The sequence below is a fragment of the Halobacteriovorax sp. DPLXC-1 genome (assembly GCF_036903125.1).
Taxonomy (GTDB): domain Bacteria; phylum Bdellovibrionota; class Bacteriovoracia; order Bacteriovoracales; family Bacteriovoracaceae; genus Halobacteriovorax_A; species Halobacteriovorax_A vibrionivorans.
In genome coordinates this window covers 772840-790238 of record NZ_JAYMCO010000003.1, presented here as the reverse complement: position 1 = coordinate 790238, position 17399 = coordinate 772840, and the positions used below count along the sequence as shown (strand labels likewise).

Genomic DNA, 17399 nt, shown 5'->3' with positions numbered 1-17399 from the left:
AGCGTCATTTTTAGCACAAAAGATCTGAAGATTCTATTGTGAAATACCTCGTACTTTATAATCTTTTCTAGGTTTTGAGCGCCAGTTGAATTCTTTTTCACCTGAAGATCGCGAATTATTATAGACATCTTGAGCTGAATAAGAGTTATTAAGCATACATGCATTTAATTGAGCAACACGATCACAGCTTGCTTTAACTTTACTATCGTACTTCTGCTTCACTGTTGTGGCCATATTTGCTCGGCGATAACTATCACCTTCTGCATATTGAGTAATAAGATGCTTTTTTTCTGGAAAGATTTCATCTTTATAAATATCAAAGACTAGAGACTCACATGTTACATCTTTTAACTCTCTTTCAATTTGAGGAAAGTAATTCTTGAGATTGGCAGCTGAAGTCATTCTAAAACCGCCCTCATCATCACGACCTTCAAAATATGAAATATTACTATAGACGTCTTCAATTCCAGCAGATTCATTTTCACATGCGACTATTTTTTCATCTACTTTTGAAAGTAGCTTTTCAAAGTTCTTCTTAGTTACTTCTTTATTTTCATCTGAGCAAGATACGCACCACTCTCTCTCAGCAAAGTCAGAGTTTAAGTATAGTAGTGTTGCTAACATCGCATTTTCTAACCCTGTATTTGCATCTGCAAATGCGGGACTGACAATAAGGTCTAGGATTGTCACCCTCTTTTGTGTATTAACCTTATCCTTAAGCTTATTGAATGCTTGATTAAAACTTAATTTCTCAAATTCATAGGCCCTACCATTGACAAGGATTTCATTTTTAACAAGTGTTGCAATCGAATATTGAATCCTATGTTCACCTACTTGAATTGTTGCAATTCCTTCTTCAATTTTTGCCTCTGGTAATTTCTTTATACCAACTTTCTTGGCCCAACGATAAAACTTATGTTGTTCTTTAACGTCTTTGAAAGAAGTTGCAAATGTCTCAGGATCAAGACGATTTTCATTATAGGTTTTAGTAATATCAAGGAAGCGTTGATAGAAGTTTTCAAGAGCATACTCTTTGATAATGGCCTGAGCATTATATTCTTCTTTTTCAACAATCATTTTTGATTGAGCGGGTATTGAAACTAATGAAATTAGTGTAAATGTCGCAATAAATGATTTCCTCATATAATTCTCCCATTACACTTAACGGAGTAATTATATCAGAAATTAAATATTTATCTTATATTTATAATGATATCAAAGACTTGACCAACTTAATAAGCTAAGTTGGTCAAATTAGTGCCAATTAGAATTGGACAGACATATTAAATACGAAAGAAGAACGACACTCTAATTCATTCTTCTCTACTTCATTACATTCCATAGCTGAAACTTTATAGTCCATAGAGAAAGAGCCCTCATCTGTTTTCATATGAAAACCTTTAGCAAGGTCTAATCCTTGTGCATCTAAAACAGGCTTAAGCGCAGCTTCTAATTCTTCAGAACTTACATAAACGGACTTCACACGTCCAAATAGAGACTTTTTAACGTCTGCTTTAACGATTGTGTTAATACCTGATTCATCATCAATTAGACGAACTTCATCTTTTGATACCACTTCAATTCTCATATTATTAGAATCTACTTGTACAGGAACTACTTGAGAAACTTCTTGGCTTTGACCTTCAACAACGATTAACATATCAACCTGTCCATTAATGCTTGATCGATCACCTTGCAGAACATTTTTTTCTACTTTATATGTATCAACTCCATTTAACTCAACAGATGCTTGGATACCGTTTGCAGCAAAAGTAGGAGCACTAAGAAGTGCCAACATAGAAATAATAAGTTTCTTTTTCATATTTTCTCTCCCTAAATTTTATATTTAATTAATTTAACAACTAAACATTAAACTTTGGGTGTAATTGAAAATTAGATAGGGCCTGTTAGAAAAATTGACACAAAAAAAGCCCTTATATATTAAGGGCTTAGTGATTATTTGAATTGAACTGACATTTTAAAAATAAATGCGCTGGAGCATTTAAAAACACCTTTTAGCTCCTTTCCACAATCCATGGCCGACACTTCATAATCCATGGCAAAACTTAAATCCTGAGTATTCATATTAAGGCCTTTGGCCAAAGAGATTCCTTGTTCGTCAAGGACAGGCTTTAAAAAGGCTTCTAAGTCTTTAGAAAGTACAGAAAAAGATTTTATCTCACCTTTTTCATCCTTAGTGATAATTGCATTTACATTGGCATCCAGATCATTTTCTTTGCTACTAATATTAATCTTCTTATCGGAAAGAACTTTAATTATGAATGAATTGCTTCCCACATCAGTTGGGATACCTTGAGAAATCTCATTTCGCTTACCATTAACACTAACCATCATGTCAAAGTCACCATCAATGATCGAATTTGTACCAGTGTAAGTCGCACCATTGACGACATACTCATCAACACCTTTTAAAAGTATTGTTGCTTCGACACCGTTATCAAATAGCTTCTTAGAAGTATCAACGTTATTGATAATATCTTCGTATTTATAACCTTCTTTTAGTGCCATCGTCATAGCAGTCGAACACGAATCGACTTGAGCAAGATCAGCAGTGCTAATTCGAGCCGCTGCAACAACAGAGCCATCAAGAGCCTTTGCAAAATTTCGTGCTTCATACTTACTTGAGAAACGACAACTCGATAATCCTTCTATGTTTGAAAGACTGGCCGAAGCAGATAGGTTCATAAATGCAAGTAATGCAATAATTGAAATTTTCCTCATTTTCTCCCCTATAAGGTATTTGTGAATAAATTATCATTTATTGAGTAAAATATTCTAAAATTGAAAAATTTAAAGCTAGTGAACTAAAATTAAACACCATATTGTGACAGATAAAAGAAAGCCTTAAAACTTAAGATTGCTCTTAAATTTTAAGGCCTTACAGGTTATTGTGGACGCATTTTATGAATAAAGAGTCGATAGAGAGATGGTAAGACAATTAATGTTAAAATTGTTGCCGACAATATTCCCCCAACAACAACTGTTGCAAGTGGGCGCTGAACTTCGGCTCCAAGTCCCGTTGAAAAAACCATTGGTAAAAAGCCGAAGATATCAGTTAGGGCGGTCATAAGAACAGGGCGAAGTCTAATCATTGTTCCTTCACGAACCACATCATCTGGAGACTTTCCATCTTTTAGAAGGCGATTAAAGTAAGTCACAAGAACAACCCCATTTAAGATACTAATCCCACAAAGAGCAATAAAGCCCACTCCAGCTGAAATACTAAATGGTAAGCCTAAAAACTTAAGAGAGAGTACACCGCCAATCAAGGCCATCGGTGCACATAAAAAGATGAGAATCACTTGTGCATAATTCTTAAAGGCTCCATAAAGCATCACAAGAATAAGAAGAAGCGAGAGTGGAACAAGAATACTTAAGCGCTTCTTAGCAGAAATGAGATTCCTAAAGCTTCCACCCCATTCAACATAGTAGCCATCAGGAAGCTTAAGCTTCTCAACTTCCTTAGATGCATTCTTTACAAAGTTTTCAATATCACGAGTTTTTGGATTGATAAGAATAGCAAGTCTTCGAACAGAGTTTTCTCGATTTACAGAAGAATAGGTTTCAGAAAAATCAATATGGGCAACGTCACTTATTTTTACAGTATACCCATCTGAAATTCCGACAGGTAGATTGGAGATCGTTTCAACATCACGCCTTTCTTCACCAGAGAGTCTTGTGACAATTGGATACTTCTTAACACCATCATAAATGCTACCAACTTGAGCGCCACCAATGGCCGTTGAAATGACATCTAATACTGGTTTACTACTAACACCAAGTTTTGCAAGTTCATCGAGTTTAGGAGTGTATTGAATCATTGGAGACATTCCCTTTGATTCGACTTCTACTTCTCCTGCACCATCGACTTTCTTAATTGCGGACGCAACCTTATTTGCAACATCAGTTATGACGGCCAGATCTTCACCGTAGACCTTAGCTGAAACTTCAGATCGAGTCCCTTCAAGAATCTCATTAAAACGAAGTTCAACTGGTTGTGAAAACATCATCACTTGGGCCGGAATATTATTGGCCAAGGCCTTGCGAATCTCCTCCATCAAATCCTTCTTCGTTTTAATATCTCCTTTAGGCCACATACTTTTAGGATTTAGCATGACATAGGTGTCTGAGATATTAACTCCCATAGGATCAGTACTAATTTCACTTGCACCAGTACGGCCAAAAGCATTTTTAACATGAGGGAATTCTTTAATGACATCTTCACTTAAGCGTTGAAGTTTAATTGAGTTTTCAATACTGATATTTGCAGGACGAATAAATTGGACAGCAAAGTCTCCTTCATCAAGTTGTGGGATAAATTCTGATCCAAGAGAAGAAAAAAGTAAGACACCAAGAGCGATACTTGCTAATCCAAAACCAAGAACAACTTTTTTAAACCTTAATGCTAGATTTAAAATAGGCGCAAAAGACCGCTTTGCCATTGTCATAAGTCTTGGTTCCACATCTTTTGTATTTGAACTTAAGAACGTTGCGGCCAGGGCCGGAACAAGAGTGAATGAGAGAACAAGGGCACTTGCTAAGGCCATAATAAAAGTCATGGCCATAGGCCCAAACATCTTTCCTTCAATACCTGTTAAAGCAAAGAGAGGAATGAAAACGACGATAACGATGAGCTCACCAAAACCTGCAGCTGAGCGAATTTCGATAGCACTTTGAATCACAAGACTTTTAATCTCATCTCTTGATAAAGACCTTCCTAACTCCTTAGTTCGCTTTTGTAGACGATGAACACAATTTTCAATAACAATAACAGCACCATCAACAATAATACCAAAGTCTAAAGCACCAAGGCTCATGAGATTCCCTGAAACATTTTGCCAGTGCATTAGAATAAAAGTAATAAGAAGAGAAATTGGAATTGTTGCTGCGACAATGATAGCTGCTCTAAAATTTCCAACAAGAAGCATGAGAAAGGCCATGACAAGACCCGCTCCAACAATTAAGTTATGCTCGACAGTACTTAAAGTAGCATTAACCATGTCAGAACGATTATAGACAACTTCTAACTCCACCCATTCTGGTAAGTTCTTCTTAATCTCATCAATCTTATCTTTTAAGCGTAGAGAGACGGCACGAGAGTTTTCACCAAGAAGCATAAAGGCCGTCCCAAGAACAATTTCTTCACCATTATGAGTGGCAGCTCCGGTACGAATTTCTTTATCAAACTTAACGGCCGCAACATCCTTAACACGAATGATATCAAGCGATCCAAGTCTCTTAATCACAATATTTTCAATATCTGAAATTGATTTTAAAAGACCAACACCACGTACTAAGAGCTGCTCACCTGTTTGAGGAATATAGCCTCCCCCCACATTAAGATTCGTACTTTTGATGGCCTCCTCAATATCATCAAAGTGAATTCCGAAACGAGACATTTGATTGATATTAGGCTGGATGAAGTACTGCTTTTGATAACCACCAGTTGTGTTAACTTCCGTTACTCCCTTTACAGTGAGAAGTCTTGGTTTAATAAACCAGTCTTGAATTGAGCGAAGCTCCATTAAAGTAAGAAGCTCCTCCGATTCGTTAACATATTCTTTCTTAGATTTTAGAGAGTAATGAAAAATCTCTCCAAGACCAGTGGAAATCGGGCCCATTTCAGGCTTAATTCCTTGAGGAAGATCCAGGTTAACAAGTTTTTCTGACGTTAACTGACGGGCCTTGTAAATATCAGTCTCTTCACTAAAGATTACTGTAACTTGTGAGATTCCATACTTTGAAACTGAGCGTGTCTGTTCTACTCCAGGCATACCTGTTAAGGCCGACTCAATTGGAAAAGTCACCATTCGCTCAATTTCTTCGGGTGTTAGACCCTTAACTCCGGTATTAACCTGTACTTGAGTATTTGTTATATCTGGAACAGCATCAATTGCTAGTCGATCAAATGAATAGATCCCACCAATAATGAGAATAACCGTTGCTATAAAGACAAAGAGTCGATTGTGAACACTAAATTCAATAAGCTTATTAATTAAATTCATCTTATCCCCCCAATCCTAATGTGCGTGGCCGTATTCAGACTTATCAGTTGAGAAGATATCGCTTATTCTAAGTAGCTCTATTCCTTCAATGACAATTTCATCTGAGGGTTTAAATGCAGTGGAAAAATCATGCTCATCAATAAGCTTATAAAAACCATTTCTTTTACGATAAAGAGCGCGCTCTTTTCCGATGATCACATATGATGACTTATTTAGATCACTTAAATTATAAGAAAAAGGAATGGTTTTAATCTTTAAGCGTGCTGTTGCTTGAGGTGAAAGCTTTAAGCCCAAGTGCTCGTCAATTTCTGTGATGGCCTTATTTTTTCCTGATTTTTCATTTCCGTGTCCATGATGATCGTCATGATCGTCATGATCGTCATGATCGTCATGATCGTCATGATGTTCTCCATGCTCACCTTTGTGTTCACCATTGTGTTCTTCATGGTGGTCCTCGTGGTGATTATCGTGGTGATCGTCTCCACTAGCAAAAATGCTTAGAGAGAAGACTAAGACTATTAACTTAATATATTTCATATTCTTTCCTTTAAAATTGATCCGCGTAACAGATAGATATTCCATAAAGCTTCAACGGCTCCAAGTTCATAATCGTTACGACGATTAGTGAAATCAACGAGTTGCCTATGAGCCTCAATAACAAGGCCAGTAGAAATGACTCCTCGTTGAAAGAGAGTTTCAATACGCTTATGTTTCTTCTCAAGTGAACTTCTTGAAACCATACGCTGATAAACAGACTTATACCTCTTGTACTTGGCCAGCCAATTATTTAAGTCCATCTTTAAGTCAATTTCTTGATAGCGCATATTAAATTCGGCCCTCTTAACTTGGGCCAGACCTTTCGCTTTTGACCCATCATTGGTATTTAAAACAGGTATATCGAAAGTCAGACTTAATCCAAAAGCATGATCCTTTTGGTTATCGGCCTTTGCAAACTCATACATCGGCCCGATTTTTAAATCACTATAGGCATTAGACTTTGCCAGATCATAACTAGACCTTGCGGCCAAAAGCTTTGCCTTATTCTTTTGATACTCAGTACTTTCTTCTAAGTTAAGCTCGTGCATGGAAATATTCTTAAAACGAAATTCTCTTGGTAAAGAAGTTAGCCTAACACTACAACCTCCTCCTGCATTTAATTTCAAATGAGTTAAAAGCGTTGCTCTCTTAGCAGTTAATTCAGAAAGCTTTAGGTAGTAATCATCAATGGCAAGTGAAAGAGTTTCATATTCAACCTCCTGTGAAGGAGAGAGAGATTTCTTGATACGGCCCTTCTTCTTTAAAAGACTCTGTAGAGACTCATAAGCTTCTTTATAAATCGGTATCAATTCATTAATTTGTCTTAAGCGGTAAAGACTCAAAACATTTTCTAAAATAACATTCTCTTTGTTATTCTTTATTTCTAATTCACCCAGTACCATTTGATTTTTCGCAAGACTTTCACGGGCCCCACGCTTTCCACCAAGCTCAAATGTTTGAGTAACCTTAATCATGGAGTTTAATTCACCACTGCCACCAGAAACAATCTCAGATTCAAATTCTGGATTATAAACAGCATTAGCAGATTCAATTTCTCCTGCTAGAGACTCTCTTGTTGATTCGGCCAAGAGATTGACTTGATGGTTTTCTTTAATGAGCCTTAAGAACTCATTGGCGTCTTTAATCTGACAAGTACTCTTTGTAGCAAACACTACTTGTGAGAGTACAAGCGTTAAGACGCAAGTGTATAAGCATTTCATGCAACTATCCTTCTAATATTCTTTGATAAAAGTCGTGTTAAATTTAGTTAAGAATAAGAAGGTGGTTTTATTGTGGGATCTAGGAATGGAGACTTAAAGAAATTATCTCCAGAAGTTAATAATTGAGATTCAATTTTAACTGGCACATCTAACTGGTGTACTTGGTGTATATCGGCCACGAAATGGAGTCCTGTACAATGAATATGACAGTGGTCTGGGTTACTATCATGGCCATCGCAGTGATTAGCAGGAGTAATATCGTGTGAGGAATTAATTTTCTCTACTTTAACTTGTAGTTCAGTCATAACTTCGTGGGCCTCGTGAGAGAAGCTCACAAAAATCATGGCAATTGTGAATAGAGAAAGAAGAATTCTTAACATGATAAAAATATTAGCACGCAAATATTTGATAGTCTAGCCTCCAGTCTGCTTCCACTTCAAATTCTTTTTATCGAGTAGCGCCTTCACTTCTTCAAGTTTTTCACCATGAACTTCGATATAATCATTCTTATAAGCACCGCCTACACCTAGGGACTTCTTGCATTCTTTTGCTAGTTTTTGGCACCATTTCTTATTATTTGGAAGGCTTGAGATCTCCACAATAGCACGGCCCTTACCTGAGGTAAGTCGTCTAATACTTAGAACAAGTTCAGATTCGTTAACTTCTTCGTTGGCATTTTTATTTGAGTTCTTCTTTGAATTTTTTTGGCGTAAATCACCGGCCTCGTCAGACCACACTAGTTTTGCATCTTTCAAGATTTATCCTTTTCAAACTTTTGTATTGCAATGCATGTTAACAAATTAAAGGACAAATGTGAATTTTATCTCAACGAGATCTCTGACAGAGGCAATCCAAATTGATGGATCTGATATCTTTAACGCCTTAATTGATACATTTGAATGCCCTGAAATCAAGGTTTGTTTTTCATTATGACTTTCCCTCATAAAGATTTTAATTGGATACTCTTGCCCTCTAATTTTAATGATAGCAATATTTTCTTGATTAAACTTGATAGGACCTTTTAGAGAAACAATGATTTCAGGATACTTCTTAACAGTTAATGTCTCCTCATACATTTTTTCATTTCTTGCATCGTTATCAGTATCCAAGCTCATTGCCTTTATCCTAATAACAACATCTCGATATTGCCCTTTTTCCTCTTTATATACAATACTTCCTTCTTTAACGACACCATCAAAACTGGTTGTAATAAGCCCCGCCTTAGTGGACTCCATATGAAAGATGATTTTCTTATCTCCACTATGTGCACTGTCATAATCGTTATAATTTAAGCTCAGCTCCTTTGCATAAAGAGACTGAAAAAATAGAATTGTCATGAATCCAATAAGTATATTCTTCATATAAACCTCGATTTAAAAAATCATTTTCATTACACCACGAAATGGTGTGTAGATATTTCCAATAATGCCGATGAAAGCATCTCTTTTTTTCTGACTTAAATTAATAAAGGCCGCAACGATCTCAACAAGGAGCTTAGAACGAATGAGCCATTGAAATCCCTTATTAAGTCTTGTCTTTTCTTTAAAGTAGAGTTCTTTTTTTTGTTTATAATTCAGAAGGCCCTGCTCAAAACTCACAAGAGATGGGTAATCCTCTAAAGACTGCACTAACATATGGGCAGTCTTGATGGCATTAAAGATCCCTTCACCTGTAATAGGATCAACGAATCCAGCGGCATCACCTATTAAGGCGACATTTGTTTTTATGATATCGCTTACAGAGTGCTCGATAGGAAAACTGGTATGAACCTTTATCTCTTTTGTGATAGAGACTCCTATTTGATCTTTTATTTTATTAAGATAGAATTCAAACGTATCATTTGCCGAGCCGTATTTCTTTATATGCTTTGCCTGACACACAAGAGAGATATTAACTTCTTTGTCATTGATTGGATCAACACCAATATAGCAACCTTCATCAAAAATAAACATTTGTCCTTTTCGAGGAAGTTTTCTTTTACAAGGAAGCCAAGCATGTAGAGCAATATTCTTCTTTTCGTTTTCAAGCTTTAGATTAAGACTTTTAGCAACAAATGAATTTCTGCCATCAGCACCAATTAAGAGACGGCAATAAAACTCTCCTCCATCAAAAGTTTTAATCTGCCAGAAAGAACTATTAAATTTAATCTCGACAACTGTTGTTCCCATTTTTACTTGTGCCCCACTCTCCATTGCTTGAGAGAGGAGACGGTTATCAAAGACTTCACGATTAACACTGACTCCATAATTAGAACGGCCATGACTAGCTGGAAAATTTGAATCGACAACCGCTCCTTTCGGAGAATGGATAATCATTCCATTTAGATGTTTAAAGCCAGATAAGACATGATTTAAATCTAATTCTCTAAGGGATTTAACTCCTTCAGGACAAAGATATTCTCCACAAACCTTCCTCTTTATTTCTGATTGTCTTTCCAAAATTAAAATCTTATTTCCTTGTTTTGCCATAAGGTGTGAAAAGATGCACCCAGCTGGGCCGGCTCCAATAACAATTGCATCATAAATCATGACTTCCCCCAGTGTTAAAATCAGATCGTCCTAAGTAAAGAGTTGGTAGAACAAAGAGATCAAATATCATCCCACAAAGTAAAATAAATGAAAGATTGAGCCCAAATTCCTTTATTGGTAGAAAATCGTAGGCGCCAAATAAGAGGAATGCGACAATCAATGTAATTGAACTTGTTAAGACGGGTTTAACAATTGTCTCGAGGTATTCTTCCATGGAAAACTTATGACTACCTAGATAATGAAGAATATGGAATGTGCTATCCACCACAATTCCAAGACCTACACTATAAGTCATAACAGTAGCAATATTAAGTGACATATCACTAAGGTTTAAAAAACCAAGAGAGAGCCCTAAAGGTAGTGTATTAACGAGAATAAAAATAATAAATAACTTAAGCTCCTTAAGTGTTATCACTGCTATCAATGCCATAATGATAAGACTAATAAGAAAGCTTTTTGATAGCGTATGAACCATCTCTTTTTGAGAAATCATTAAATTATAATAAAGGCCATCAATTGTGTAATTCTGCCCTTTTAGAATCTGATGCACTTTTTTTATAAGACTTTCATACTTATCAACATTTAGAGGAGCACCGAGTAAAGTGATCTTATATTCGCCATCAATAGAATAGGCTTCCCTTAAGGCCTCTGGTGCTTTTGAATACAGCGTAGTATAGGCAAAACGATTTTCAGGTATTGAGAGGCTTCCACTATAGTCTTTATTAATTCTTTGAATCATCTGATTTCGTGAAAAGACCTTAAGACCTGTTACTTCTTTCAACTCATTTTCTAATTTAAGAATATGTTTTAAAGACTCATAGTCCTTTGTGTTAATACCAATTTCAACGATGGGCACTCCACCTGCAAGCTTCGTTACTTCTTCAAAACTTGCATGTATATCACTTTCTTTAGGAAAGTACTTTGTGGCATCAGTGATAACCTTCACATTATTTCCTCCCCAAATCCCTGCCAGGAGAGCAATTACAACAAGAGAAATAATCCCAAAAAAAGAAAGGCTCTTTTTAGGATAGAGTCTTAACTTATATTCTCGATCTCTACGGTAGTGAAGGAGCCCTTCAACAGATATTAGCCATATAATTGCTAAGATCGATGAGATAAGAATGAGAAAGCTACTGAGTAGACCAAAGCTTCTAATGACAAAAATCTCACTAATATATAAAGACAAGAAGCCTATAAAGGTTGTGATAAGCATTAAGACAATTGGCTTTAATTTTACTTTTAAGGCAAGCTTTAGGGATCCCATATCTCTTGCAGTAAAATAAAGATGTTGTCCAAGAGATAAAGTAATCACAAAAGTCATCAAGGGCACTATTGAATTCACCATATTCATATGATGAAAGAAATACTTAATGACACTAAGAGAGAGTATAGAAGAGAGGACACATGGAAAGAATAAGAGAATCGAATCTACGATATTTCTAATAAAGACAAAGAGTAGAAATAAAGAGAAGGCAAAGAGAAATGGAAAGATCTTTTCTTGCACGACCTCAGAAGACTTATCCAATTGGTAATTTGTATAGTCATGACCTGCACAATGAAAGCGAACTTGTTTCTCCACTTCCCTAACAATATTTTTTAACTGCCCCTTCTCCCCTTTATTAAAGACGATAAAGCCGACACTTTCTGAAGATGTTAACTCAAGACTTTTGAAGTCTCTTTCCTTTAATCTGTCTAAGTAGTCCTGGCGTTTCCTAACTAATTCATGTGGATAGAGAAAGTAACATTCATCATCACATGCCTCCTCTAGCTTCTTTCCAAATACCTCAAGATCTTCGTAGGTATTCACGGTAGGCATACCATGAGAGTAGATCACTAATGACTCGACTTCTGGAAAATCCTCTTGGAATTTTTCAAACTTTTCCATTCCTTCATCAGTTAGAAAGATAGATTCTGGATTCTTCTGGGCCAGCTCTCTTGTGTAAGAGAACATGGCACCAAAGGCTGCAAGAAAGATGAGAATGAGGGCGGCGCGATTGAAGTTCAAGGTGGGCTACCTCCACTCGAGCAAAATACTCTGGGCCATAAATCCAGGGCCAAAGGCGAGCATATAACCACGTTCACCTTCTTTAATTGTGCGCTCATTCGTTACCTTATGAAGAATATGCATAATAGTAGCACTGGACATATTCCCGTGATTTTCTAAGACCCAACGAGACTCAGAGATATCTTTTTGGTAGTCTGAAATATAATTTTCCACCATTTGAATAATCTTCTTTCCTCCTGGGTGAAACATATAATTTTCAATATCTTCAATCTCAAGTCCATTGCGTTTTAAAAAAGGTAGGAATATATCTTCAAAATTTCCTTCAATTGCGGAAGGTACATCCTTATCAAGCACAATCTTTAAACCTGAGTTAACAAGCTCAAAGCCCATGAGATACTCACCGTGACTAAAGTGGTACATATCACTATCAATGATATGGGCGCCCTTTCCTTCCCCACCTTTTAAGACAGCACAAGCAAAGCCGTCTGAGAAAATTGCCGTTGAAACAAGGTTGGCCCCATCAAGATCATCCTTTTGAAATGTGATACTTGGTATCTCCATTGTTAAGACAAGGGCCGTTTTATCAGGATTTGATTTTAAAAAGTTATCTGCATAAATAAGGGCCGAAGTTCCACCTGCACAACCCATTTCAGTAACAGGTAGCCTAACCACCCCCGGCTTCATTCCAAACTCATTTACCAAGTAGGCATCCACTGATGGAATCATAAAACCAGTGCAACTTGTTGTTATGATATAATCCACTTGCGATGGATCCACATCACTATTTTCAAATGTTTGCTTAAGAAGCCTTTTTCCATACTCAATCATTTTCTCTTTGTAGATATTATTCTTCTCTTCAAAGCTTAAGTCTGAGAAAACTGTCTCTAAATCCACCACAATACTTCTTTGGTCAATATTTGCACCCTCAAGAATCTTTAGGGCCTTTCTTCTTGTTAACTTATCTACATCTTTCAACCACATACGATCAGCAGTCTCCATAATTTCCTGTGTTGAATAAGTGTAGTCTGGTCTAAGCGTTTCCATATGAACAATACGAGTCATTTGTTCCTCCTTCGTGCATATAGATTCGCTCCAAAAGTAAATTTTTGTAACTGGACTTACGTCCTATTTCCAAATAAAATATGTAAAAACAAGATGTTACAAATATATAAGACCAAGGTCCTAATCCAATGTTAAATAAACGTGAACGCCTTATAACAGGGCTTCTTTTCCTAACCATTTCAATTTTTCTTATCTTTGACATTTACGAGGACCTCCATGAAGGGGCAAGTTTTGAACATGTCTTTGAAGAGGCCATCATCATGATCATTGGCTTCATCGGAGCTGCATATTTGTGGTTTAAGTTATTATTTATTAAGAAAGAGAATATTAGGATAAGTGCAAACGTATCAAAGTTGAAAACTGACTTACAAAACTTTAAAGAACAAACAAAGAATCTCTCAGAAGGAATTTCTGACAAAATCAATGAACAATTGGATGACTGGAATCTGACCAAGTCAGAAAAGGATATCGCTCTACTTTTGTTAAAAGGCTTAAGTATCAAAGAAATCGCAGATATTCGCTCCACAGCAGAAAAAACAATCAAGCAACATTGTACAAAAATCTATCAAAAGTCGAATCTCAGTGGACGAAGTGAACTATCGGCATTCTTCCTTGAAGATATTTTGGTTATACGTTAAAAACTTGAGCCAGGTGTTTTTAAAAACTTCTTTTCTTCATCTGTTGAGCGTCGACCTAAGACCTTATTTCGATGTGGGTAGCGACCAAAGCGTTCGATAATGGCCATATGCTGATGCATATAATTAAGGGCCTGCTCACTTCCTAGTTCCTCAAAATACTTCAGTCCTTCTTTTTGAACCACTAAGGATTCACTGTGCATAAAGGGCATATAGAGAAAGTGTTTCTTTCTTTGCGTGAAGCCTTCATGGGTTTTCTGGGCCACGGCCTCCTGGGCCAATACTAAGGCCATGTCATCACTGGCAAATGCGCGAGGATCGTCGCGGTAAATATTACGAGAAAATTGATCTAAGAGAATGATTTCAGCAAGACGCCCTAAGTGCTCATGGCGCCACTCAAAGAGCTCCCCTTTAGCGGCCATAGTGTGAAGACGACCAAAGCGCTTCTCTATTTCATGATCAACTTTAGGATCTTTGACCCATTTTTGTTCATCACTTAATTCATCGAACCAAAAATCAAGTACTTCGTGATACATCACTCCTCCTAATACTCTACTTTTTTACCATCTCACTTGCTCTAATTCTTAGATCTTAGTACATAGCATATATGAAAAATTTCATTCTCTTAGTGGCCATAATCTTTTTAGCAAGCTCATCTTTTGCAAGTGTGACAAGAGATGAATTTCTACAAGTAAAAGAGGCCCTCTACCAAGCATATAGCGAATTGGCCCCCTCGCAAAATGAAGTTTTAAAAATTAACTTACCAATCCCAGGTATCCCCAATGCTGACACCTATTGGTGGGATATCGACATGGTTCACGCTTCATATGTAAAAGTTGAAAGTGATCAGAATCAAATAGAGCATCGCATTTACTTAATGGGTGGTTTTGCTCGTCTCTCAGGCATGACTCCTGATGGACTTGCCCTTACTGGCTGTCATGAAATTGGACACGGTATTGGAGGAGAACCCTTTAAGAGCTCAGGTAGTACAACAGAGGGACAATCTGACTACTTTGCCACAAAGGTGTGTTTACCAATAGTTTTTAAGTATTTAAATGAGTTACGTGAGATCAATAGTAATCCAACGTATGAAGCAATTTGCTCAAATCAGATTATGCACAACTCAAATACATGCCTTAGATTATTAACGGCCATGGAAGCCGATCAGGCATTTTTTAAGACCACAGGAGATGAAGTCGACTTCGATCAATTCTCTAATAAAGTTGCAACTGAGCTTAATACCGATGCATCCTATTACCCAGATTCACAATGCCGTTTTGACACAATGATCCATGGGGTTCTAAATATTGAGCGACCAATTTGTTGGTATCCTGGTGGTGCTGCAAACGGAACAATGCGACAATAGCTCAAATTTTCGACACATCCTCCATTAAGTGCTATGGTGCTTTTTCAATACTGTCAATTAAACAAACAAAGGATGTTTATGGAAACTCATATGGAAAAAGTAAGCTACATTATCGGTCGTCAAATTGGATCTGATTTTGTTGCTCAAGGAATAGAAATCAATTCTGAAATCTTCGCAAATGCTGTTACGTCAGCAATGAAAGGTGAAGAAAGCCAACTTTCAGCAGAAGAAACACAAAAAACAATGAATGAATTTCAAGAGCATATGGCAAGACAACTTGCTGAAGCTGCAAATAAGCTAGCGGAAGAAGGTCGTGCTTACCTTGAAAAGAATAAGAGTGAAGAAGGTGTAACAACAACGGCATCAGGTCTTCAATACAAAGTTCTAGAAAGCGGAAGCGGTGCAACTCCAAGTGCAGACTCAACTGTAGAAGTTCACTATGAAGGTAAATTAATTGATGGAACTGTTTTTGATTCATCAATCCAAAGAGGTCAAACAATCCAATTCCCAGTAGGTGGAGTTATTAAGGGTTGGACTGAAGCACTTCAACTAATGAAAGAAGGTGACACTTGGGAATTAACAATTCCATCAGAGCTTGCTTACGGTGAGCACGGTGCAGGAGCGAAAATTCCTCCACACTCAACTTTAGTCTTTAAAGTTCAACTAATTAAAGCAAACGTATAGAGTAAATAAGGGGCCAGCTTCGGCCCCTTAACTTTTACTAACCTTTCTTAACCAATCTTAAACATCAAAAGTATTAATAAAAAGCTACATTTCCTTTCATTAACTTATGGGAGGATTCAATGAAAAAACTCGTACTACTATTAACAGTACTACCTTTCTTTTTTAACTCGGCCACTGCTGAGCAAACAAAAAGAAATTCAAACACGACATTATCAAAAACAGAAACAATGACTGCAATGAAGCACACGAGACGTTTTAGAAACTTCATCAGTGCAGCTCAATTAGCAGGTCTAGATGATCTTGTTCATGCAGACGAAGATATCACAATCTTTGCACCTAACGACCAGGCCTTTGCAAAGCTTCCACCTGAAACAGTAGAGTACCTACTTGCGAATCCACTAGAGCTAAGAAAAGTTCTAATGTATCACGTTGGCTATGGGCGCTTAACAAAGAAGGATCTAAGAGCTGATAAGCAAGTAAAGACTTATAATGGCCGTGTCATTCTTGTGGATCAAGATAGCGAAGAATTTATTCTTAATAATCTTGCCATTCGTCTTAGTACTCTAAAGGGATTTGATAAGAATATTATTGTTCACGAAATTAATGAAGTTTTAGTTCCATCAGAAGAGCTTCCTCTTAATAATTTTCAAACAGTAGAATATGTTAATCTTGAGCAATATTTAGGAACTTGGTACCAACAAGGTGCATACGATGCTTTCTTTAACTTAAGATGTAAGGGAACTAAAGCACAATACAAGTTTAAGCATAACCGCGTTAGAGTAAAGAACTCTTGCCAGCTAGCAAATGGAGAAGAGAAAGTTGACAAGGCCTATGCAAAAGTCGCTGATAAGATTTCAAATGCGAAACTTAAGGTTAGCTTTGTTCCTCTTCTTGGATACTTTGGAGTTGGAGCTGGAGACTATCAGATCATTCATCTTGATGAGAATTATACAGAAGCTATCGTAGGAGATAGAGATCGTAATACTCTTTTCATCTTAACTCGCGACAGAGAAATTGATGAGACAAAGTATGAAGAGCTAGTTCAAATTGCAGTTGAGAATGGGTTTAGACCTGAATATATCAACAGAACACCAGTATATGAGATCGAAGAACCAACTGAGCCAACGGAACCAACTGAGCCAACTGAGCCGACAGATCCAACTGACGACCAGGATCAAACTGATCAAGACCAAACTGATCAAGACCAAACTGATCAGGATCAAACTGATCAAGATGATGAGCTCATCATGGATCCAAATAAGGATCAAGATGAAGATGCAATTCTCATTTTCAAATAATAAAAAAGGGCCATTAACTGGCCCTTTCTTCTTATCTA

General features: G+C 36.8%; 17 protein-coding genes. 4 read left to right on the top strand and 13 right to left on the bottom strand.

All coding sequences use genetic code 11. From position 1 onward, the window contains the following. Window positions 1–33: 33 nt before the first annotated feature. From VCM44_RS13830 to VCM44_RS13775, 12 genes are all read right to left on the bottom strand, one after another. Window positions 34–1143 (bottom strand): hypothetical protein, encoded by a 1110-nt coding sequence (locus tag VCM44_RS13830; protein ID WP_334679150.1) that lies wholly within the window; start codon window positions 1141–1143, stop codon window positions 34–36. Between the two features lie 121 nt (window positions 1144–1264). Further along, window positions 1265–1822, bottom strand: a complete 558-nt coding sequence (locus tag VCM44_RS13825; RefSeq protein ID WP_334679149.1) for a hypothetical protein — start codon at window positions 1820–1822, stop codon at window positions 1265–1267. Between the two features lie 134 nt (window positions 1823–1956). After that, a complete protein-coding gene (locus VCM44_RS13820; protein WP_334679148.1) occupies window positions 1957–2742 on the bottom strand; it encodes a hypothetical protein in 786 nt (261 codons plus the stop codon). A 164-nt stretch (window positions 2743–2906) separates the two neighbouring features. Then, the gene (locus VCM44_RS13815; protein ID WP_334679147.1) at window positions 2907–6026 is read right to left on the bottom strand and encodes an efflux RND transporter permease subunit; all 3120 of its coding nucleotides are present in this window, start codon (window positions 6024–6026) and stop codon (window positions 2907–2909) included. Window positions 6027–6041: 15 nt separating this feature from the next. Next, window positions 6042–6563 carry a hypothetical protein gene (locus VCM44_RS13810; RefSeq protein ID WP_334679146.1) on the bottom strand — a complete coding sequence of 174 codons (522 nt, stop codon included), beginning with the start codon at window positions 6561–6563 and terminating at the stop codon, window positions 6042–6044. Then, window positions 6560–7783 (bottom strand): TolC family protein, encoded by a 1224-nt coding sequence (locus VCM44_RS13805; protein ID WP_115360823.1) that lies wholly within the window; start codon window positions 7781–7783, stop codon window positions 6560–6562. Before VCM44_RS13805 ends, VCM44_RS13810 begins: the two co-directional genes overlap by 4 nt. A gap of 47 nt (window positions 7784–7830) precedes the next feature. Next, window positions 7831–8163 carry a hypothetical protein gene (locus tag VCM44_RS13800; protein ID WP_133296909.1) on the bottom strand — a complete coding sequence of 111 codons (333 nt, stop codon included), beginning with the start codon at window positions 8161–8163 and terminating at the stop codon, window positions 7831–7833. A gap of 33 nt (window positions 8164–8196) precedes the next feature. Then, window positions 8197–8538 carry a hypothetical protein gene (locus VCM44_RS13795; RefSeq protein WP_158536825.1) on the bottom strand — a complete coding sequence of 114 codons (342 nt, stop codon included), beginning with the start codon at window positions 8536–8538 and terminating at the stop codon, window positions 8197–8199. Between the two features lie 45 nt (window positions 8539–8583). After that, window positions 8584–9144 (bottom strand): YceI family protein, encoded by a 561-nt coding sequence (locus VCM44_RS13790; protein ID WP_334679145.1) that lies wholly within the window; start codon window positions 9142–9144, stop codon window positions 8584–8586. Window positions 9145–9156: 12 nt separating this feature from the next. Next, window positions 9157–10311, bottom strand: a complete 1155-nt coding sequence (locus VCM44_RS13785) for an NAD(P)/FAD-dependent oxidoreductase (RefSeq protein ID WP_115360832.1) — start codon at window positions 10309–10311, stop codon at window positions 9157–9159. Next, the gene (locus VCM44_RS13780; RefSeq protein WP_115360833.1) at window positions 10301–12316 is read right to left on the bottom strand and encodes a hypothetical protein; all 2016 of its coding nucleotides are present in this window, start codon (window positions 12314–12316) and stop codon (window positions 10301–10303) included. Before VCM44_RS13780 ends, VCM44_RS13785 begins: the two co-directional genes overlap by 11 nt. 6 nt (window positions 12317–12322) lie before the next feature. Beyond that, on the bottom strand, window positions 12323–13378 hold the full coding sequence (locus VCM44_RS13775) for a type III polyketide synthase (protein ID WP_334679144.1): 1056 nt from the start codon (window positions 13376–13378) through the stop codon (window positions 12323–12325). A 128-nt stretch (window positions 13379–13506) separates the two neighbouring features. Between VCM44_RS13775 and VCM44_RS13770 the strand changes: the two genes are divergently transcribed. Further along, window positions 13507–14016, top strand: coding sequence for a helix-turn-helix transcriptional regulator (locus VCM44_RS13770; RefSeq protein ID WP_115360837.1), 510 nt, complete (start codon window positions 13507–13509; stop codon window positions 14014–14016). On the opposite strand, the gene VCM44_RS13765 is transcribed toward VCM44_RS13770, so the two are convergent. Further along, window positions 14013–14549, bottom strand: a complete 537-nt coding sequence (locus VCM44_RS13765; RefSeq protein ID WP_120404486.1) for a DUF924 family protein — start codon at window positions 14547–14549, stop codon at window positions 14013–14015. The genes VCM44_RS13770 and VCM44_RS13765 overlap by 4 nt on opposite strands. Window positions 14550–14620: 71 nt before the next feature. Here VCM44_RS13765 and VCM44_RS13760 point away from each other — a divergent pair, with 71 nt between their 5' ends. The 3 genes from VCM44_RS13760 to VCM44_RS13750 all read left to right on the top strand — a co-directional run bounded on the left by VCM44_RS13760 (window position 14621) and on the right by VCM44_RS13750 (window position 17361). Then, window positions 14621–15379, top strand: a complete 759-nt coding sequence (locus VCM44_RS13760; RefSeq protein ID WP_334679143.1) for a hypothetical protein — start codon at window positions 14621–14623, stop codon at window positions 15377–15379. Window positions 15380–15457: 78 nt separating this feature from the next. Beyond that, window positions 15458–16063, top strand: a complete 606-nt coding sequence (locus tag VCM44_RS13755) for an FKBP-type peptidyl-prolyl cis-trans isomerase (RefSeq protein ID WP_334679142.1) — start codon at window positions 15458–15460, stop codon at window positions 16061–16063. A 119-nt stretch (window positions 16064–16182) separates the two neighbouring features. Next, window positions 16183–17361, top strand: coding sequence for a lipocalin family protein (locus tag VCM44_RS13750; protein ID WP_334679141.1), 1179 nt, complete (start codon window positions 16183–16185; stop codon window positions 17359–17361). Window positions 17362–17399 lie beyond the last annotated feature (38 nt).